The 19,086-nt window shown below is 71.0% G+C and carries 19 protein-coding genes, 6 tRNA genes and 1 pseudogene; 8 read left to right on the forward strand and 18 right to left on the reverse strand.

Translation table 11 applies throughout. The annotated features are described in order from the left end of the window. Window positions 1–47: 47 nt before the first annotated feature. The 14 genes from yajC to thrS all read right to left on the reverse strand — a co-directional run bounded on the left by yajC (window position 48) and on the right by thrS (window position 12,990). Window positions 48–389, reverse strand: a complete 342-nt coding sequence (gene yajC, locus G6039_RS05400; protein ID WP_006941024.1) for a preprotein translocase subunit YajC — start codon at window positions 387–389, stop codon at window positions 48–50. Between the two features lie 117 nt (window positions 390–506). Beyond that, complete coding sequence (ruvB, locus tag G6039_RS05405) at window positions 507–1,556, reverse strand: Holliday junction branch migration DNA helicase RuvB (RefSeq protein WP_373867520.1); 1,050 nt, start codon at window positions 1,554–1,556, stop codon at window positions 507–509. 41 nt (window positions 1,557–1,597) lie between these two features. Further along, window positions 1,598–2,191: a Holliday junction branch migration protein RuvA gene (ruvA, locus tag G6039_RS05410; protein ID WP_006941026.1), complete on the reverse strand. Its 594-nt coding sequence runs from the start codon at window positions 2,189–2,191 to the stop codon at window positions 1,598–1,600. Further along, window positions 2,188–2,766 carry a crossover junction endodeoxyribonuclease RuvC gene (ruvC, locus tag G6039_RS05415; protein WP_006941029.1) on the reverse strand — a complete coding sequence of 193 codons (579 nt, stop codon included), beginning with the start codon at window positions 2,764–2,766 and terminating at the stop codon, window positions 2,188–2,190. Before ruvC ends, ruvA begins: the two co-directional genes overlap by 4 nt. A 101-nt stretch (window positions 2,767–2,867) precedes the next feature. After that, window positions 2,868–3,620 carry a YebC/PmpR family DNA-binding transcriptional regulator gene (locus G6039_RS05420; RefSeq protein ID WP_006941030.1) on the reverse strand — a complete coding sequence of 251 codons (753 nt, stop codon included), beginning with the start codon at window positions 3,618–3,620 and terminating at the stop codon, window positions 2,868–2,870. Between the two features lie 64 nt (window positions 3,621–3,684). Beyond that, the gene (gene pdxT, locus G6039_RS05425; RefSeq protein ID WP_006941031.1) at window positions 3,685–4,305 is read right to left on the reverse strand and encodes a pyridoxal 5'-phosphate synthase glutaminase subunit PdxT; all 621 of its coding nucleotides are present in this window, start codon (window positions 4,303–4,305) and stop codon (window positions 3,685–3,687) included. Between the two features lie 112 nt (window positions 4,306–4,417). Beyond that, complete coding sequence (locus G6039_RS05430; protein ID WP_006941032.1) at window positions 4,418–5,233, reverse strand: acyl-CoA thioesterase; 816 nt, start codon at window positions 5,231–5,233, stop codon at window positions 4,418–4,420. A gap of 116 nt (window positions 5,234–5,349) precedes the next feature. Next, the gene (gene pdxS, locus G6039_RS05435; protein WP_006943825.1) at window positions 5,350–6,252 is read right to left on the reverse strand and encodes a pyridoxal 5'-phosphate synthase lyase subunit PdxS; all 903 of its coding nucleotides are present in this window, start codon (window positions 6,250–6,252) and stop codon (window positions 5,350–5,352) included. 247 nt (window positions 6,253–6,499) lie between these two features. Then, window positions 6,500–7,519, reverse strand: coding sequence for an NUDIX hydrolase (locus tag G6039_RS05440; RefSeq protein WP_006943826.1), 1,020 nt, complete (start codon window positions 7,517–7,519; stop codon window positions 6,500–6,502). A gap of 40 nt (window positions 7,520–7,559) precedes the next feature. Next, window positions 7,560–8,687, reverse strand: coding sequence for a glycosyltransferase family 4 protein (locus G6039_RS05445; protein ID WP_043798152.1), 1,128 nt, complete (start codon window positions 8,685–8,687; stop codon window positions 7,560–7,562). Further along, the gene (locus G6039_RS05450) at window positions 8,684–9,589 is read right to left on the reverse strand and encodes a phosphatidylinositol mannoside acyltransferase (RefSeq protein WP_006943828.1); all 906 of its coding nucleotides are present in this window, start codon (window positions 9,587–9,589) and stop codon (window positions 8,684–8,686) included. The genes G6039_RS05445 and G6039_RS05450 overlap by 4 nt, the downstream gene beginning before the upstream one ends. Then, window positions 9,586–10,239, reverse strand: a complete 654-nt coding sequence (gene pgsA / locus G6039_RS05455) for a phosphatidylinositol phosphate synthase (protein ID WP_006943830.1) — start codon at window positions 10,237–10,239, stop codon at window positions 9,586–9,588. Before pgsA ends, G6039_RS05450 begins: the two co-directional genes overlap by 4 nt. Before the next feature lie 124 nt (window positions 10,240–10,363). Then, window positions 10,364–10,912 carry an ATP adenylyltransferase gene (locus G6039_RS05460; RefSeq protein ID WP_006943832.1) on the reverse strand — a complete coding sequence of 183 codons (549 nt, stop codon included), beginning with the start codon at window positions 10,910–10,912 and terminating at the stop codon, window positions 10,364–10,366. After that, window positions 10,909–12,990, reverse strand: a complete 2,082-nt coding sequence (gene thrS / locus G6039_RS05465) for a threonine--tRNA ligase (RefSeq protein WP_043798154.1) — start codon at window positions 12,988–12,990, stop codon at window positions 10,909–10,911. Before thrS ends, G6039_RS05460 begins: the two co-directional genes overlap by 4 nt. Before the next feature lie 34 nt (window positions 12,991–13,024). Between thrS and G6039_RS31380 the strand changes: the two are divergent. After that, a pseudogene (locus G6039_RS31380) lies at window positions 13,025–13,222 on the forward strand (pentapeptide repeat-containing protein); the annotation flags it as partial. 9 nt (window positions 13,223–13,231) lie between these two features. On the opposite strand, the gene G6039_RS05475 reads toward G6039_RS31380, so the two are convergent. Together G6039_RS05475 and G6039_RS05480 are read right to left on the reverse strand one after the other, a co-directional pair. Further along, window positions 13,232–13,798: a DUF742 domain-containing protein gene (locus G6039_RS05475; RefSeq protein WP_043798251.1), complete on the reverse strand. Its 567-nt coding sequence runs from the start codon at window positions 13,796–13,798 to the stop codon at window positions 13,232–13,234. A gap of 168 nt (window positions 13,799–13,966) precedes the next feature. After that, window positions 13,967–14,038 (reverse strand) — tRNA-Val (locus tag G6039_RS05480). Between the two features lie 305 nt (window positions 14,039–14,343). Between G6039_RS05480 and G6039_RS05485 the strand changes: the two genes are divergently transcribed. The 5 genes from G6039_RS05485 (at window position 14,344) to G6039_RS05505 (ending at window position 14,806) form a co-directional block, all read left to right on the forward strand. Then, window positions 14,344–14,416 (forward strand) — tRNA-Gly (locus G6039_RS05485). Window positions 14,417–14,441: 25 nt separating this feature from the next. Beyond that, window positions 14,442–14,512: transfer RNA gene (locus G6039_RS05490), tRNA-Cys, on the forward strand. Window position 14,513: 1 nt separating this feature from the next. Next, window positions 14,514–14,588, forward strand: a tRNA-Val gene (locus G6039_RS05495). Between the two features lie 61 nt (window positions 14,589–14,649). Further along, window positions 14,650–14,725, forward strand: a tRNA-Gly gene (locus G6039_RS05500). Between the two features lie 6 nt (window positions 14,726–14,731). Further along, window positions 14,732–14,806, forward strand: a tRNA-Val gene (locus G6039_RS05505). A 55-nt stretch (window positions 14,807–14,861) separates the two neighbouring features. On the opposite strand, the gene G6039_RS05510 is transcribed toward G6039_RS05505, so the two are convergent. Further along, a complete protein-coding gene (locus G6039_RS05510; RefSeq protein ID WP_043798156.1) occupies window positions 14,862–15,371 on the reverse strand; it encodes a 2-isopropylmalate synthase in 510 nt (169 codons plus the stop codon). A gap of 365 nt (window positions 15,372–15,736) precedes the next feature. On the opposite strand from G6039_RS05510, the gene G6039_RS05515 reads away from it, so the two are divergent. After that, entirely contained in the window at window positions 15,737–16,297 is a 561-nt protein-coding gene (locus tag G6039_RS05515) for a GNAT family N-acetyltransferase (protein WP_043798158.1), read from the forward strand. A 43-nt stretch (window positions 16,298–16,340) separates the two neighbouring features. Here the strand turns inward: G6039_RS05515 and zapE are convergent, their stop codons facing one another. After that, a complete protein-coding gene (zapE, locus tag G6039_RS05520) occupies window positions 16,341–17,357 on the reverse strand; it encodes a cell division protein ZapE (protein WP_043798161.1) in 1,017 nt (338 codons plus the stop codon). A gap of 153 nt (window positions 17,358–17,510) precedes the next feature. Here zapE and G6039_RS05525 point away from each other — a divergent pair, with 153 nt between their 5' ends. Further along, window positions 17,511–19,067, forward strand: coding sequence for an alpha/beta hydrolase (locus G6039_RS05525; protein ID WP_174824767.1), 1,557 nt, complete (start codon window positions 17,511–17,513; stop codon window positions 19,065–19,067). Window positions 19,068–19,086: the final 19 nt, after the last annotated feature.

A 19,086-nucleotide genomic window follows, 5' to 3' on the forward strand; every position in this document is an offset into this window, starting at 1 on the left:
GCGGCCCGCACATCGGCCGGGGTGTCGACCGGTCGGTGTCCGACCGTTCAGTGCTCGGCCGGCCGGCCGGCGGGCGGCTCGGTGTCGTCGCCCTTGTCCAGCGAGAGGCCACCGGTCTCGTCCGTCGCCGAGCCGAGCTCGGTGACCCGCTCGCGGACCACGACCCGGGCCCAGGTGGTCACCACGCCGGGAGCGATCTCGAGATCGACGGTGGTGTCGGTGAGCGCGACGATGGTGGCGTGCAGCCCCGCCGTGGTCATCACCCGGTCACCGACCCGCAGCGCGTCCTGCAGTTCCGCGGTCTTCTGCATCTCCTTCTTCTGGCGCCGGATGCCGAGGAACGTCGGCACCAGCAGGGCAAGGATCAGCAGCGGGAAGAGCAGTTCCATCGTTGAAGTCAGTCCTCGAGGTCGTCCGGTATCGGGCGCCGGCGGTCGTGGACCGGCGCAGTAGACCAGTGTGCCATTACCGGCGCGGCTCCTGTACCGGCGCCGGTGGCCGACCGGTCATTCGTCGTCGAACAGGCCGGGTTGCGGTTCGCGGGCCCGCACCTCGATGCCGCCGGTAGCAGCCTCCGGCGGCGGTGTCAGCCCGAGCTGCAGCCACGCGGCCTGGGTCGCGACCCGCCCGCGCGGAGTTCGCGCGATCATCCCCGCCCGTACCAGGAACGGTTCGCAGACCTCCTCGACGGTGCCGGGTTCCTCACCGACGGCCACCGCGAGCGTGGACACGCCCACCGGCCCGCCCCCGAAGCTGCGGACCAGCGCGCCGAGCACGGCACGGTCGAGCCGGTCCAGGCCGAGCGCGTCGACGTCGTAGACCGCCAGGGCGGCCTGCGCGATCTCGCGGGTGATGATGCCGTCGGCGCGGACCTCGGCGTAGTCGCGGACCCGGCGCAGCAGCCGGTTGGCGATGCGCGGGGTGCCGCGGGAACGGCCGGCGATCTCGGTGCTCGCCTCCTCGCCCAGGTCGATGCCGAGGATCCGGGCCGAGCGCAGCAGGATCTGCTGCAGTTCCGCCGGGTCGTAGAAGTCCATGTGCGCGGTGAAACCGAACCGGTCGCGCAAGGGTCCGGTCAGCGCGCCGGAACGGGTGGTGGCGCCGACGAGGGTGAACGGGGCGACCTCGAGCGGAATCGACGTCGCGCCCGGGCCCTTGCCGACGACGACGTCGACCCGGAAGTCCTCCATCGCCAGGTACAGCATCTCCTCGGCGGGACGCGCGATGCGGTGGATCTCGTCGATGAACAGCACGTCGCCTTCGACGAGGTTGGACAGCATCGCGGCCAGGTCGCCGGCCCGCTCGAGCGCGGGGCCCGACGTCAGCCGCAGCGACGACCCGAGTTCGGCGGCGATGATCATGGCCATCGACGTCTTGCCCAGGCCCGGCGGGCCCGACAGCAGGATGTGATCCGGGGTGCCGCCGCGCAGCTTCGCCCCGCGCAGCACCAGCTGCAGCTGTTCCCGCACCCGAGGCTGGCCGATGAAGTCGTCGAGGTTCTTCGGCCGCAGGCTCGCCTCGACGTCGCCGTCGGCGGGCGTGTACTCGGCGGTCATCGGCGCCTCGTCGGGGGCACCCGCAGGGGGGAAGTCCTCGATCATCGGCTCTTGCCCAGCAAGGCCAGCGCCGAACGCAGCGCGGTGGAGGTGTCGGAGTGCGGGTCACCCGCGAGGACCGTGTCGGTGGACTGCTCCGCCTGTTTGACGGGGAAGCCGAGTCCGACGAGAGCCTCGACCACCTGGTCGCGCATGGGCGAGCCGACCACCGCGGCCGGGGCGGAGGTTCCGGCGAACGCGGCGACCTTGTCCCGCAGTTCGACGACCATGCGTTCGGCGCCACGCTTGCCGATGCCCGGGACCCGGGTCAGGGCGGCGGTGTTGCCGTCGGCGAGGGCCGCACGCAACGAATCCGGATCCAGCACGGCCAGGGTGGCCATGGCGAGGCGGGGTCCGACACCGGAAACCGTCTGCAGCAACCCGAACAGATCCCGGGCGTCGGGGTCGGGGAACCCGTACAGCGTCATCGAATCCTCGCGCACGATCATCGCCGTCACCAGGCGGGTGTCCTCGCCACGGCGGAGCGTGGCCAGGGTGGCGGGCGTGGCGTGGATCCGGTAACCGACCCCCGCGGATTCGATGACGACGTGGTCGAGTGCGATCTCGAGCACTTCCCCGCGCACCGAGGCGATCACCGTGCACCTGCCTTCCGCGCGGCGGCCTGTTCCCGCAGCCGCGCTTCGTATCGTCGTTTCTGTTCGGCCGCGGCGGCCTCGGCGGCGGCCATGCGTGCGAGCATGGGCGCACGCCAGCAGTGGCAGATCGCGAGGGCGAGGGCGTCCGCGGCGTCCGCGGGCTTCGGCGCGGTGGCGAGGCCCAGGATCTTGGTGACCATGGCCGTGACCTGCTTCTTGTCGGCCGAGCCGTTCCCGGTCACGGCGGACTTCACCTGGCTGGGGGTGTGGAACGCCACCGGGATGCCGCGTCGGGCAGCGGAGAGCGCCACCACTCCCCCGGCCTGGGCGGTGCCCATCGCGGTGCGGACGTTGTGCTGGGAGAACACCCGCTCGACGGCGACGACATCGGGCCGGAATCGGTCGAGCCAGTCCTCGGCGGCCGCGGAGATGCGCAGCAGCCGCGACGGCAGTTCCAGGTCGGGGGGTGTGCGGATCACGTCCACCGCCACGGCGGCGACCTCGCGTCCGCGGCCGGTGTCCACGATGCCGAAGCCGCATCGCGTCAGTCCCGGGTCCACACCCATCACGCGCACCCGTTCACCTCTCGACCGCTACGAACAACTGTTCGAGAGCATAGCGGCCGGGGCGGCGCGTCGCGGTATCGACACGCAGCCCCGGCCGGGAGCCGTCCGTCTCAGGCGTCGAGTTCGGCGAGGACCTCGTCGGAGACGTCGACGTTGGTGTAGACGTTCTGCACGTCATCGGAATCCTCGAGGGCGTCGACGAGCTTGAACACCTTGCGGGCGCTGTCCGCGTCGACGGGGACCTCGACCGAGGCCCGGAAGTCCGGGTCGGCCGATTCGTAGTCGATGCCGGCCTCGACGAGCGCGGTGCGCACAGCGATGAGATCGCCGGCCTCGGAAACGATCTCGAAGCTGTCACCGAGGTCGTTGATCTCCTCGGCGCCGGCCTCGAGCACGACCTCGAGGATCTCGTCCTCGGTGCGGCCGTTCTTCTCGAGCACGACGACGCCCTTGCGGGTGAACAGGTAGGACACCGAGCCGGGGTCGGCCATGTTGCCGCCGTTGCGGGTCATCGCGGTGCGGACCTCGCCCGCCGCGCGGTTGCGATTGTCGGTGAGGCACTCGATGAGGATGGCGACACCGCTGGGGCCGTAGCCCTCGTAGGTGATGGTCTGCCAGTCCGCGCCGCCGGCTTCCTCGCCGCCGCCGCGCTTGCGGGCCCGCTCGATGTTGTCGTTGGGGACCGAGTTCTTCTTCGCCTTCTGGATGGCGTCGTACAGCGTCGGGTTGCCCGCCGGGTCACCACCGCCTGTCCGGGCCGCCACCTCGATGTTCTTGATCAGCTTCGCGAACATCTTGCCGCGCTTGGCGTCGATGGCCGCCTTCTTGTGCTTGGTGGTGGCCCATTTGGAGTGGCCGCTCATTCGATTGGAGCCCCTTCCGGCGAGGTGAGGTCGGACCGGGTCCGACTGGTTCGGAGGGTCGATTCTACTCCGCGCCGACCTGCCCCGAACGGACGGTGTCGACGAACAGCCGATGCACCCGCAGGTCACCGGTGACCTCGGGGTGGAACGACGTCGCCAGCACCGCTCCCTGCCGCACCGCGACCACCCGTCCGGCGGCCGGTCCCTCGGGGACGGTGGCCAGGACCTGCACGCCGGGACCGACCTCCTCCACCCAGGGCGCTCGGATGAACACCGCGCGCACCGGATCCCCCTCGATGCCCGCGACGTCGAGGTCGGCCTCGAACGAGTCGACCTGCCGGCCGAACGCGTTGCGCCGGACGGTGATGTCGAGGGCGTCGAGGTGCTCGGCGTCGGGGCGGGTGTCGAGCACCTGCGAGGCGAGCAGGATCATGCCCGCGCAGGACCCGTAGGCGGGCAGGCCGGCCTTCAACCGGGCGCGCAGCGGCTCGAGCAGGTCGAACACCTGCAGCAGCCGGCTCATCGTGGTGGACTCCCCGCCGGGAATCACCAGGCCGTCGACGGCGTCGAGTTCGGCGGTCCGGCGCACCCCGATCGCGCGGGCGCCGGCCGCCTCGAGTGCGGTCAGGTGCTCGCGTACATCGCCCTGGAGCGCGAGCACGCCGATGGTCGGAGAACTTCCCACTGTCGCCTGTTCTGTCGGGGACGGGACGACACCCGTCCGAAGCCTGGATATCAACGCTAGCAGCCGCGGCGGGGTGTCCCGGCTCACGGACCGCGAGCCGGATGCCGGCGCATCAGCGCAGGTAGCGGGCCAGTCCCTCCTGCACCACCGCGGCGACCATCCGCCCGTTCCGGTCGAAGATGCGGCCCTGCGTCAGGGCCCGCCCGAAACCTGCCGACGGGGACGTCTGGTCGTACAGCAGCCAATCGTCGGCGCGGAACGAGCGCAGGAACCACATGGCGTGGTCGAGGGAGGCGCCCTGCGTCTGCTCGTCGGGATGGGCGACGCTCGCGGAGCCGAGCAGCGTCATGTCGCTCATGTACGCCAGGGTGCACACGTGCAGCACGTTGTCGTCCGGGAGCGGGTCACGGACCCGGAACCACACCTGCTGCTGTGACACGATGCCGGCGCGCCGGAAGAGGCGATCCTCCGGCACCCGTCGCAGGTCCCATTCCGGCCACTCGCGCCTGGCCCACAGGTTTCCGGGGTCGTCCGAGTCCGCGAGGTCGGCGAGGTCGTCGGGATCCGGCACCTGGGGCATCTCGTCCTGGTGCTCGATGCCGTCGTCCTGGACGTGGAACGACGCGGACATGGTGAAGATCGCCTGCCCGTCCTGTACGGCGGTCACCCGCCGGGTGCCGAACGACCGGCCGTCGCGGATCGGGTCGACGAGATACACGATCGGCTTCTCGGGGTTGCCGGGGCGGACGAAGTACCCGTGCAGCGAATGCACCGAGTACGCGGGATCGACGGTGCGCACCGCGGATACCAGCGCCTGTCCGGCGACCTGCCCCCCGAAGGTGCGCTGCAGCGACGTCTCCGTCGCCACGCCCCGGAAGATGTTCTTCTCGAGGTGTTCGAGCGCCAGGATCTCCTCGATCTTCGCCATGCGGGCTCCTTCCCGGTCCTGCGACAGGCTATCCGCAGGGCCCGGCGAGAAGCGACGGGAGCCTCCGACACGGTCGGAGGCTCCCGTCGCACGCGGGGATGCCGGCGGCGGTGGGGTCACCAGCCCCGCTCGGCGAGGCGGTGCGGAACCGGGATGTCGTCGACGTTGATGCCGACCATGGCCTCGCCCAGTCCACGCGAGACCTTTGCGAGCACGTCCGGGTCGTCGTAGAAGGTGGTGGCCTTGACGATCGCGGCGGCACGCTCGGCGGGGTTGCCGGACTTGAAGATGCCCGAGCCGACGAACACACCCTCGGCGCCGAGCTGCATCATCATCGCCGCATCGGCCGGGGTGGCGATGCCGCCGGCCGTGAACAGCGTCACCGGCAGCTTGCCGGCCTTCGCGACCTCGACCACCAGGTCGTACGGCGCCTGCAGTTCCTTGGCCGCGACGTAGAGCTCGTCCTCGGGCAGGGAGGTCAGCCGCCGGATCTCCTGGCGGATCTTCCGCATGTGGGTGGTGGCGTTGGAGACGTCGCCGGTGCCGGCCTCGCCCTTGGAGCGGATCATCGCCGCGCCCTCGTTGATGCGGCGCAGCGCCTCACCGAGGTTGGTGGCGCCGCACACGAACGGCACGGTGAAGGCGAACTTGTCGATGTGGTTCTCGTAGTCGGCGGGGGTGAGCACCTCCGACTCGTCGACGTAGTCCACGCCGAGGGCCTGCAGGATCTGTGCCTCGACGAAGTGACCGATGCGGGCCTTGGCCATCACGGGGATGGACACGGCCTCGATGATGCCTTCGATCATGTCCGGGTCGGACATGCGGGACACGCCACCCTGGGCGCGGATGTCGGCGGGGACGCGCTCGAGCGCCATGACGGCGACGGCACCCGCGTCCTCGGCGATCTTCGCCTGCTCGGGGGTGACCACGTCCATGATCACGCCGCCCTTGAGCATCTCGGCCATACCGCGCTTGACGCGGGCGGTGCCGGTGGTGGGAACGGACTCGGGGCTGCTCACAGCAAGAACTCCTGGGGTATGGCCTGCAGAAACTGACGCGGCGGACGGAATCGGGCACGTCGCGGCGCCGCTCCCGATTCTAGGGGCACCGCGGGGACCGTCCCATAGCCAGTCGCGAGGCCCTGGCCTGCCTCGCAGGCAATCGGACTCCGCCTGCCTCGCCGGCAATCGACTCCGCCTGCCTCGCCGGCAATCGACTCCGCCCGCCTCGCCGGCAATCGACTCCGCCTGCCTCGAGTGCCGGCGCTCACCGGATGGCGCGGACCTCCGGCTCCACACGACGCACGGCGACGTCGCGCGCCTCCCCCAGCAGGTCTGCGAGATCCTGCGGATACACGGCCTCGCCGTGGCGCTGCAGGTCCCGGATCTCGCCCTCGGCGAACCAGCGGTGCTCGAGGCTCATGCGGCGCTCGAGGTCGGTGAATCCGCCGTCGCCCGGCTCGAAGGCGGGCGTCTGCAGCGCGAAGAACAGTTCCTCCGAGCGGATGAGCTCGCCGTTGAAGGGGAACACCGCCACCCGCCGCCACATGGGCCCGCACAGCTGCTCGGGCGCGACCGGCAACCCGGTCTCCTCCCCCACCTCGCGGACGGCGGCCGCGCGCAGCGTCTCCCCCACCTCGACCGCACCGCCGACGGTGAACCAGAAGTGCACGTCCGGCGTGGTCGGGTCGTGGCCCCGCAGTAGCAGCACCCGTCCCTCGTGGTCGAACAGCACCACCCGCGCCGAGGTGCGCGTCTCGTCGAGCGACAGGCCCGTCGCCGCGGCCGGGTTCGTGCGCTCGGCGATCTCGAAGTAGTTCGGCAACGGCGCCGTGCCGCCGAGATGCAGCCAGCGCACCGGCCGGCGGCTGCGCAGCGTCAGCGTGTCGCGGACGGCGTCGTTGTGGAACCGCCGTGCGATCAGCACCCGCGCCTCGGCATCGGCGAGTTCGGCCACCAACTGCGGGCGCAGCCGCTCGGTGTCCACCGCGGCCAACGCGGCCGACAGCGCGTTCTCCGCCGATTCCCGTTCGGCACGGTCCGCCCGTTCGGCGCGGTCGGCCAGCGCGGCCAGCCGACGGCCCTCGGCGACCGGGGTGGAGGCCGCGATGCCGCGCGCCACCACGGCGCGACGGGCCAGGGCGGCGTCGAGCGCCTGCCAGGAGAGGTCCGAACGCACGTGGAGCCGGTCCAGCCGGTTGGCCGTGCCGTAGGCCCACAACCCGAGCGCGACGATGATCGCGGAGATCAGCGCCAGGACGAGAACGGTGACCGCGGACAGCGTCACGTCCCACTCCCCTCACGCGGTGCCGTCGCCGGCTCGCACCTCACGACCGGACCTCCCGAACCGGCCCGGCTCCGACGGTGACGGTTTCGTACACGCGCAGGATCTGCTCGGCCACCACCGGCCAGTCGTAGGAGCCGACGATCTCGTTCGCCGCCGCCACCAGGGCGCGACGGCGGGCACCGTCGTCGAGCAGGCCGCGGATCGCGGCGGCGAGAGCCTCCGAGTCGCCCAGCGGGACGAGCACGCCGGCGCGCCCGTCGCGCAGTACCCGGCGGAACGCGTCGAGTTCGCCGGCCACCACAGGGGTACCGGCGGCCATCGCCTCCACCAGCACGATCCCGAAACTCTCCCCACCGAGGTTGGGGGCGCAGTACACGTCGGCGCTGCGCATCGCCGAGGCCTTCTCCGCGTCGGACACCTGGCCGAGCAGCCGCAGGTGCCGGGCGTACCGGCTGGCCTCCTTGCGCAACCGGTCCTCGTCCCCGCGGCCGACCACGAGGATCTCGAGGTCCGGGTAGTGCTCGACGAGCAGCGGCAACGCGCCGAGCAGCACCGCCATGCCCTTGCGCGGCTCGTCGTACCGGCCGAGGAACAGCACGGTGCGGCCGGCGCGGGGATAGCCGGGCAGCGTCGGGGCGTGAGCGAACGAGGACACGTCGACACCGTTCGGGATCTCCACGGCGTCCGAGCCGAGCGACGTCACCTGCCAGCGCCGGGCGAGTTCGGACACGGCGATGCGGCCGCTGATCTTCTCGAGATACGGCTGCAGCACACCCTGGAAGGTGCTCAGCACCAGCGATTTGGTCGTCGACGTGTGGAACGTCGCGACGATGGGGCCCTCGGCGATCTTCAGCGCGAGCATCGACAGGCTCGGCGCGTTCGGCTCGTGGATGTGCAGGACGTCGAAGTCGTTGTCGTTGATCCACCGTCGGACCCGCGCATAGGAGACGGGGCCGAAGCTCAGGCGCGCCACGGACCCGTTGTAGGGGATGGCGACGGCGCGCCCGGCGGAGACGACGAAGTCCGGCAGCTCCGTGCTGTCGGACGCCGGGGCGAGGACGCTGACCTTGTGGCCGCGTTCGATGAGCACGTGGGCCAGGTCCACGACGTGCGCCTGCACCCCGCCCGGTACGTCGAACGAGTACGGGCACACCATCCCGATCTTCACCGCGCCTCCATCCGGGCCAGGCGGGCCTCGGAGAGGTCGTCGAACCAGAGCGGTTGCAGCATGTGCCAGTCCGCGGGGTGTTCGGCGATGTCGGCGGCGAAGCAGTCGGCGAGAGCCTGTGTCGCCGGCCCGATCCCGCCGGTGACGTCGAGTTCGGGGTGGACCCGGAAACCCCAGCCGCCGTCGGTGAACCAGCAGTGCACCGGCAGCAGCGGCGCGCCGGTCTCGGCGGCTAGCTTCGCCGGGCCGGCGGGCATGCGGGTGGGCTCCCCGAAGAACGTCACCGGCACGCCCTTGCGGGCCAGGTCGCGCTCGCCGAGCAGGCAGACGATCCGGTTCTCGCGCAGCCGCGTCGCGAGCCGGTCGAACGGCGGCGACTCACCCCCGCTGAGCGGGAAGATCTCGAAGCCGAGGCTCTCGCGGTACGCGACGAACCGCTGGTAGAGCGATTCGGGGCGCAGGCGTTCGGCCACCGTCGACAGGCCACCGTAGGTCTGCGTGCACCACACGCCGGCCATGTCCCAGTTCCCGCTGTGCGGCAGCGCGAGGATCACACCGCGCCCGGCCGCCAGTGCTTGCTCGATGTGCTCGCGGCCCTCGACGGCGTGATCGAGGGCGGCGGCCGTCACGGTCAGGTCCATCGAGGGCAGCCGGAACGCTTCCCGCCAGTAGCGGGCGTAGGACCGCACGGACTGCCGGATCAGCTCGTCCGGGACCTGCGCGGCGGGCACGCCCAGGACCCGGGCGAGGTTGCGGCGCAACTGCTGCGGGCCACCGTGGCGCCGGGCGGCGACGTCGGCGCCGAGGTCGAACAGGCGGCAGGCGGTGGACTCGGGCAGCGCCCGCACGAGCCGCCACCCGGCGGCGTAGCCGAGGTCGGAGGCACGTTCGGTCGCGCTCATCGGGCTTCTCCGTCGGCCGGGGTCGACGACGGCAGGGGCAGCAGCTCGCGGGCATCCGGGGAGCGGCGCACGGCGAGCACCCGCTGGAACACGGTGATCACCGAGCCGGCGGCGAGCAGCCACATGGCGGCGTGGATCGCCCACCACACGCCGAGTCCGGTGACGCCGGCGCCGACCAGCACGATGACGAGCCGGTCGGGCCGCTCGATCAGGCCGCCGTCGGCGGACAGGCCACTCGCTTCGGCGCGGGCCTTGGCGTACGAGATGACCTGGGAGGTGACCAGGCAGATCAGAGTTGCGATCAGCAACGGTCGGCTCTGTTCCCCGTAGACGGCCCACCAGGCCAGCCCGGCGAAGATCGCGCCGTCGGCGAGGCGGTCACAGGTGGCGTCGAGGACGGCGCCGAAGCGGGTGCCGCCGCCGCGGGCGCGGGCCATCGCCCCGTCGAGCATGTCGAACATCACGAACAGCCAGATCACGATCGCGCCCCAGAACAGCTGCCCCATCGGGAACAGCGTCACGGCGGCGGCGATCGTGGCAACGGTGCCGATGAGTGTCACCGCGTCCGGCGTGAGGCCGGTGCGGATCAAGGCCCTGCCGAGCGGGGCGGTGACCTTCGACACCGACGCACGCCCGAAAAAGCTCAGCATCCACCGACCCCCGTCTTCCGTTCACACCGTTGCGTCCGGGACACGATCCTGCCACGCCCGCGAACGGCGACAAACATACAGGCGGGGGCGGCGACGGACACCGGGGCCGGGGCCCGGTGCGGCGTCACTCGTTCCAGGCCGCCGCGAGCAACGCGCGGGTGTCCCGCAGCAGCTGCGGCATGACCTTGGCGCCGCCGAGGACGGTGATGAAGTTGGCGTCGCCGCCCCACCGCGGCACCACGTGCAGGTGCAGGTGTTCGGCGAGCGAGCCGCCGGCGGCGGCCCCGAGGTTGAGGCCCACGTTGAAGCCGTGCGGCCGCGAGACGCTCTTGATGACCCGGATCGCCCGCTGCGCGAATGCCATCAACTCGGTGCTCTCCTCGGGGGTCAGGTCCTCGAGGTTGGCGACCCGGCGGTACGGCACGACCATCAGATGACCGGGGTTGTACGGGTACAGGTTGAGCACCGCGTACACGTGCTCGCCGCGCGCGACGACGAGACCCTCCTCGTCCCGCATCTTCGGGATGTCCGTGAAGGGCTCGTACGGCGCCTCCTTGGATCGCGGTGCCTCCGCGATGTACGACATCCGGTGCGGGGACCACAGCCGCTGCAGGTGGTCGGGTTCTCCGGCACCGCGATCGACGAGGGCGTCGTCGGAGCAGTCGCCGCTCACGCGGCGCCGCCCCGGTCGACGGGAGCGACGAGCTCCGCGGTGGGCGAGGCGTTCTCCCGCCGTCCGATCCACTCGGTGACCAGACGGATCGCGTCGGCCACGGGCACACCGTTGACCTGGGTGCCGTCCCGGAACCGGAAGCTGACCGCCCCGGCCTCGACGTCACGCTCGCCCGCGAGCAGCATGAACGGCACCTTCTGCGTGGTGTGGTTGCGGATCTTCTTCTGCATCCGGTCGTCGCTGGTGTCGACCTCCGCACGCACCCCGGCCGCCTTCAGCTGCCGGGTGACGTCGAACAGGTGATCCTCGAAGGCCTCCGCGACGGGGATCCCGACGACCTGCACGGGGGCGAGCCACGCCGGGAAGGCGCCGGCGTAGTGCTCGGTGAGCACGCCGAAGAAGCGCTCGATCGAGCCGAACAGGGCCCGGTGGATCATCACCGGCCGATGCTTGCTGCCGTCGGGACCGGTGTATTCGAGCTCGAACCGCTCGGGCAGGTTGAAGTCGAGCTGGATCGTCGACATCTGCCAGCTGCGCCCGAGCGCGTCCTGAACCTGGACGGAGATCTTCGGCCCGTAGAAGGCGGCGCCACCCGGGTCCGGCACGAGATCGAGCCCGGAGCCCTCGGCCACCTCGCGCAGCGTGTCGGTGGCCTCCTCCCACAGGACGTCGTCGCCGACGAACTTCTTGGGGTTCTTCGTCGACAGCTCGAGGTGGTAGTCCTCGAGGCCGTAGTCCCTCAGCAGGTCGAGGACGAAGTTCAGCGTCGTGGTCAGCTCGTCGCGCATCTGCTCGCGGGTGCAGTAGATGTGCGCGTCGTCCTGCGTCATGCCGCGCACCCGGGTCAGGCCGTGGACGACGCCGGACTTCTCGTACCGGTAGACCGAGCCGAACTCGAAGAGCCGCAGCGGCAGCTCCCGGTAGGAGCGGCCGCGGGAACGGAAGACGAGGTTGTGCATCGGGCAGTTCATCGGCTTGAGGTAGTAGTCCTGGCCCGGCTTGCGCACGGTGCCGTCCTCGTTGAGTTCCTCGTCGATGTGCATCGCCGGGAACATGCCGTCGCGGTACCAGTCGAGGTGACCGGACACCTCGTAGAGGTGCCCCTTGGTGATGTGCGGGGAATACACGAACTCGTAGCCGGCCTCGACGTGCCGCCGACGCGAGTAGTTCTCCATCTCCTGGCGGATGATGCCGCCCTTGGGGTGGAACACCGGCAGACCGGAACCGAGCTCGTCGGGGAAGCTGAACAGGTCGAGCTCGTTGCCGAGCTTGCGGTGGTCGCGGCGCTCGGCCTCGGCGAGCAGCTCGAGGTAGCGCTCCTGTGCCTCCGGGGATTCCCACGCGGTGCCGTAGATGCGCTGCAGGCCGGCGTTGTCCTGGTCACCGCGCCAGTAGGCGGCGGAGCTGCGGGTGAGCTTGAACGCCGGGATGTACTTGGTGGTGGGGATGTGCGGGCCGCGGCACAGATCGCCCCAGATCTTCTCGCCCGTCCGAGGGTTGAGGTTGTCGTAGATCGTCAGTTCCGCGCCGCCGACCTCCATGATCTCGGGGTCCTCGTCGAGGGAACTGTTGCCGGCCGACTTCTCACTGATCAGTTCGAGCTTGAACGGCTCGTTCTTCAGTTCCTCGCGTGCGTCGTCCAGGTTCTCGACGACGCGGCGGGAGAACCGCTGCGCGCCCTTGACGATCTGCTTCATGCGCTTCTCGAGCTTCGCGAGGTCCTCCGGGGTGAAGGGCCGGTCGACCTGGAAGTCGTAGTAGAAGCCGTCCTTGATCGGGGGCCCGATGCCCAGTTTGGCCTCCGGGAACTCCTGCTGCACGGCCTGGGCGAGGACGTGTGCCGCGGAGTGCCGGATGACGGAGCGGCCGTCCTCGGTACCGGCGGCGACCGGCTCGATCTCGGTGTCCTGTTCCGGCGTCCACGACAGGTCGCGCAGCCGGCCCTCGCCGTCGCGGACCACGACGATCGCGTCGGGTCCGCTGTTGGGTAGGCCGGCCTCCCGGAGGGCGGCACCGGCAGTGGTCCCCGCGGGCACCCGGACGAGCACGGCTGGGTCTACGGATGCGGGCGTCGTCACTGTGGTGGGCTCCTCGGGCTCGTGCCGGTGATGGGTGCACCGACGCCGCGGGGCATGCCACGCGTCGGCAACCAGACCATGCTATCGACACCACCCCGGTCGCCCGTTCACCCGGGCACCGCCGGGGCGGTGCGGGCCGGAGCGGTGCAGGCTGGAGCGGTGCAGGCTGGAGCGGTGCAGGCTGGAGCGGTGCAGGCTGGAGCGGTGCAGGCTGGAGCGGTGCAGGCTGGAGCGGTGCAGGCTACAGACGGCGCAGTCCGCCGAGAACCCGCGACAGGAGCTGGGCGTCGGGGCCGACCCCGTCGACGGTCCGGTGGACGGTGAGTTCCCCGGTGGCGGCGAGGTCGCCCACCAGGACCCGCGCGACCCCCAGGGGCAGCTTGGCCAGAGCCGCGATCTCCATGATGGAGCGGGGTTCGGCGCACAGCGCCAGAATGGTGCGGTGTTCTTCGAGGCCCGTGGCTCCCACGGCGTCGGGCACGGCCGAGACGAGGACCTCGAGCGGGAGATCCACCTCGGCGCGGGTCCGTCCCTGGCTGCGCACGAAGGGCCGCACGAACGACGGCTGCGCCCCGCTCGGCTCCTCTTCCCTCGGGACCGCGGTCACGACGGCGGGCATCGGGGTCGACGCCGGGGCGGCGACGGTCGCGAAGGCACCCGTCGCCGGCGGGTCCACCGCGGGCGCGGCCTCGTGCCGCTCGGTCGCGCCGGGGGCCGGGGCCGGGCGGTCCTTCCGCCGTCGGCCGGCAGATCCGAATCGTGCTCCTGTGGCCCCGACCAGGGGCCAGTTGTTGTCGGCGACACTCATCAGCCGCATCCTCCTCACACCGACCGCAATCCTGCCATCTGCGCAGTGCGGTCCGATGAACGCGCAGGTCACGACCGCTCCGCCGACGGCTGTTCCGTCCGGGCGCGCATCGAGCCGCGCCCGAAACGACGAAGGGCACCCCCGTGGGGGTGCCCTTCGTCGGTGCTGTGGTCCCGGCTGGGATCGAACCAGCGACCTCCCCGGTGTGAACGGGACGCTCTTCCACTGAGCCACGGGACCGGGCCGCTTCGCAGCGGCTCGAACGAGAAGGAACATTAACACGCCCACCGGGTGAACACGAATCGCCTGGTCGACCCCCGTTTTCGGTGGCGACGGAGGCCGGGCGCACCGCCATCGGCCCCGGCGCGGGAGCCGGTGCCGCGCACGCCGGATCCGCCGGAGCCCGCACGCCGGCGCCGGTGAGGGCCCTCACGACCCACGAGGACGCCTCGTCCGCGCCCTCACCTGCAGATTTGTGTGTTCTGACGATGGTCGGCTAATGTTCTCAACCGCACCACGGAGAGCACGACGCCGGACGGTGCGATGCGGATGTAGCGCAGCTGGTAGCGCATCACCTTGCCAAGGTGAGGGTCGCGGGTTCGAATCCCGTCATCCGCTCGAGAGGTTGGACTCGACCTTTTACGGTGGAGTGGCCGAGTGGTGAGGCAACGGCCTGCAAAGCCGTGCACACGGGTTCGATTCCCGTCTCCACCTCGCGCGATTAGCTCAGCGGGAGAGCGCTTCCCTGACACGGAAGAGGTCACTGGTTCAATCCCAGTATCGCGCACCACGATCGACCAGGTTTCACCCCGCACTTCTCGACCCGGGCCACCGGGAAGAGAGGTGCACATGCGGATGTAGCGCAGCTGGTAGCGCATCACCTTGCCAAGGTGAGGGTCGCGGGTTCGAATCCCGTCATCCGCTCCACCACCCGCGCGATTAGCTCAGCGGGAGAGCGCTTCCCTGACACGGAAGAGGTCACTGGTTCAATCCCAGTATCGCGCACCATCCACACGGCGAAGGCCCTCCCGACCGGGAGGGCCTTCGCCGTATCGCCACCCCGTCAGCGGGAGGCGTGCAGCCGGTTGGCGCCGGCGGTCATCGCGCGCAGTGCCGATTCGGTCCCGGTCGCCGCGATTCCCATGCTCCAGAGCCGGCGGCCGTCCGCCTCGCACAGCAGGAACGTCGCGTGGGTGTCACCGAGGTCGAACTGGTGGAAGGAGAGGATCTCGAGCGGCATCCCGAGGGTGTGCATCATGGCGGTCATCGCAGACACCGGGCCGGTGGCGGTCGCCGCGGCGGTGTGGATGGTCTCCCCCACGCCGAAGGTGGCCTCGTAGTTGCAGCGGCCGGCGCGCGCAGCCTCGGCGTACCAGCCACCGAGCCGCACGGGCCCGTGCTGCGGCGCATAGGTGGCGGTGAACTCGGCCCAGCTCATGCCGGCGGACTCGGCGCGCAGCTCGCGCGGCAGGAACCGACCGTAGCGTGCGGCGAAGGGATCGATCGGCGCCGAGCGGGGAGTGTTCGTGCAGCCGGCGGCAGGAATCAGAGCGGTGGAGGTGAAGGCGTTCATCGAAGGAGGTCTTCCGCGCGAAGGAAGGACCGACAGGTAGCTCAACGACCCGCAGCGAGGGGTCGGTCCGAATCAGACCCCGCTACGGCGGTGAACTACGAGTACGCGCTTCATGAGAGCCCACAGTAGAGCGTCGGCTCGCAGAAGGCAACCACCCCGGTAACCGGCGCGTGACCGAACCGTGACCCACCCGGCTGGAACCTGAGGAATCCCTCATGTATCGTCGGAGGTGCCATCCCCCCGATGGTAATGAACCCCAGCCATGACCCCCCATCCAAGGCTGGGGTTCAGCCATTTCCGGACCTCGGGCCGCTCCGTCCCCCGAGCGTCGCCGCGGCGGAGCGCCGAGTGATCTACTGGTTGCTATGCCAACGCCGTCACTCGAGGAATCCACCGCGAACGTCTCCGTCGAGCAGGCCGGGATCTGGGATGCCGAGACCATCGCCGACGTCGCGGCCACCACATTCCCCCTGGCCTGCCCGTCCGATGCCTCCCAGGAGGACATCGCCGCCTTCATCGACGAGACCCTGTCCGCGGAACGGTTCAGCGAGTACCTCACCGACCCGACCCGCATCGTCCTCAAGGCGACGGTCGGTGGCGAGATCGTGGGCTACCTCATGGCAATCGATGCCGAACCGGCCGACCCGGCGGTCCGCGAAGCCGTGACGGCGCTGCCGACCACCGAGATCAGCAAGCTCTACGTGCTCCCGGGCAAGCACGGCACCGGTGTTGCGGCGGCACTGATGGCTGCCATCGTCGACCACGCCCGGGCGACCGGCTGCCGGGGGCTGTGGCTGGGGGTCAACCAACAGAACTCACGCGCCCGGCGGTTCTACGCCAAGAACGAGTTCGAGGTCGTGGGGACGCGGACGTTCCAGGTCGGCTCGCGGACCCACCACGACTACGTCATGCAACGCACCCTCTGACGCGAGGTCCTGCGCTCCCGGCGGCGTCCGCCGGGAGCGTGACTCAGCTGGCCGCGGTCTCGAACCGCGACAGTGCCAGCAGGCGCGAGGTCGCGCGCAGGTACTTCTTGCGGTAGCCGCCGGCAAGCATCTCGGCGGTGAAGATCTCGTCCAGCTTCGCGCCGGCGACGGTCACCGGGATGCTCGCATCGTAGAGCCGGTCGGCGAGAACCACCAGGCGCAGCGCCACCGACTGGTCGTGGGCGGGATGGACCCCGTTGAGGAAGACCGCCGGGACGCCCTCGACGAGCTTGCCGTACCGCGACGGGTGCAGCGTGCTCAGGTGCGCGCACAATTCGTCGAAGTCGTCGAGGGTGGCGCCGGCCACCGCATCGGCTCGATCGAGCAGGTCCTCGGAGCTGATCGGGTCCGGTGCCGGGGGCAGGTCGCGGTGCCGGTAGTCGGGGCCGTCCACACGGATGGTCTCGAAGATGGCGGCGAGCTTCTTGATCTCGCGCAGGAAGTCCTGCGCCGCGAACCGGCCCTCCCCCAGCTGCCCGGGCAGGGTGTTGGACGTCGCGACGATGGACACGCCTCGCGCGGACAGCTCGGTCAGCAGCCGGGACACCAGCATCGTGTCGCCCGGATCGTCGAGCTCGAACTCGTCGATGCACAGCACGCTGTGGTTCGACAGCTCCTCGACGGCCTTGTTGAAGCCGAGAGCGCCGACCACGTGGGTCAGCTCCACGAACGTGCCGAACGCCTTCGGCGACGGCGCCGCGTGGAAGATCGAGGCCAGCAGGTGGGTCTTGCCGACGCCGAAGCCGCCGTCGAGGTAGAGCCCGGCGCCGGTGGACGGCGCCTTGCGGCCGAACAGGCCGCGCCGGCCACCGCCCCGGATCTTGGCGATCTTGTGGGCGAACTCCTCCGCCGTCCGGACGGCGGTCGCCTGGCTCGGCTCGTTCGGATCGGGAATGTAGGACGCGAAGCTCACGTCGTCGAACATCGCGGGCGGAACCATCTGGGCCACCAGTTGGTCGGACGGCACCACGGGATTGCGATCGACGAGACGTTCGTGCATTTCTCCAGGGTAGGGCCGGAGCTCGAGGCGACCGGTACACCGAGGGCAGATTGCGACCTACTTCACATCACGTACACCTGATCGTCACGTCCGGCGGATCGGACGATCCGGTCACGTGCGCGGCCCGCCGCACCGACCTGGCAGGCTGTGCCCATGCGCAGAACCGGTGTGCTCACGATGGGCATCGTCGTGCTCGGAGCGATGACCGCCGCGTGCGGGGCGGGCCCCTCGGTGCGTCCCGACGTCGCCGTGGTGCAGGAGGCGGACGGCCGGGCCACCCCCACCGGCGAGGACCCGGCCGCCGCGCCCGAGTTGCCGGTGCCCGCCCGGGACCTGGACTGGCGCGACTGCACCGCCGACACCCTCGCCGCACAGGCCCTGCCGCCGGGCCCGACGGGTCTCGTCCTCGAGTGCGCCCAGATTCCGGCCGCGATCGACGCCGCGGGCACCGTGCCGGGCTCGTTCCCCCTCGACGTGCTGCGTGCCCGGCTGGCGCAGACCCCTACCGATGCGGCCCCGCTCGTCATGACGACGGGGGCGGACCTGCCCTCCACCCGGGCGCTGGCCGCGCTGTCGACCGGCTCGCTCGCCGAGCTCGTGGCCTCCCGGCCGGTCGTCGCGGTGGATCGGCGCGGCCTCGGTGCGTCCCAGCCGATCGAGTGCATCTTCGGAGCGGACCGACGCGCCCTGGCCGACCACGGACAGTTCGGTCGTACCGGCGACGGACCCGACCGGGTCGCCGAGCTCGGCCGGCAGGCCACCATCGCATGCACCGACTACCTGCAGCCGCAGGAACTGCTGTTCGGGGCCGCCCACGCCGCCGACGATCTCGAGCAGCTACGCACCACGTGGGGGGTCGAGCGGATCGGTGTGCTCGGCATCGGCAACGGCGCCACGGTCGCCCTGGCCTACGCGTCGAAGTACCCGACGACCCTCGGCCGTCTCGTCCTCGACTCCCCCGCCGCGGCCACCGCCGACGCCGAGATGCTCGCCGAGAGCCGGGTGCGCGGCGCAGAGTCGGCGGTCGACGCGTTCGCCCGCCAGTGCGTTGCGCTGGCGTGCTCGCTGGGCCCGGATCCGCGGGCCGCGCTCGAGGATCTGCACGCCCGGGCCGCGGCCGGCACGCTCGCCCCGCTGTCGTCGAACTCCTTGCTCACCGCGGTGACGTGGTTCCTGGGGACTCCCCGCAGCGACGCGCCGACCCGGGTCCGCGAGCTGTCCGACGCGCTGTCCGCGGCCGGCGCGGGCGACGTGACGCCGATGCTCGAGCTCGTCGGCGCCGCCGAGGCCGTGCTGTTGTCCGACGGGCAGTTCGTCTCCCGCTGCAGCGACGGGCAGCGGTGGCCCACGACGGCACGGGCCGCCGAACTGCAGCGGACGTGGTCGGCGAACTACCCACTGTTCGGTGGCGACGCGGCGATCGGTCTCACCGCGTGCAGCGCCTGGCCGAGCATGCCGACCCCGCCGCTGCCGGCGGAAGTCCGCGTGCCCGTGCTGGTGACGACGGGCGCCGCCGACCCGCTCGTCGGCAGCGCGGGGCTCGACTCGGTCACCGGAGCCCTCACCGCCGTCTCGGCGCGGTGGGCGGCGCTGTCGTGGCAGGGCGCCGGATACTCCGCGGCCCTGCACTCCGGCTGCATCCAGACACGGGTGGCGGAGTATCTCGACACCGGTGCGCTACCGCCGAACGGCAGCCTGTGCCCGGCGTGACCCCGCGTCCGACGTGGCC

The sequence above is a fragment of the Rhodococcus aetherivorans genome, from assembly GCF_011058165.1.
Lineage (GTDB): Bacteria > Actinomycetota > Actinomycetes > Mycobacteriales > Mycobacteriaceae > Rhodococcus > Rhodococcus aetherivorans.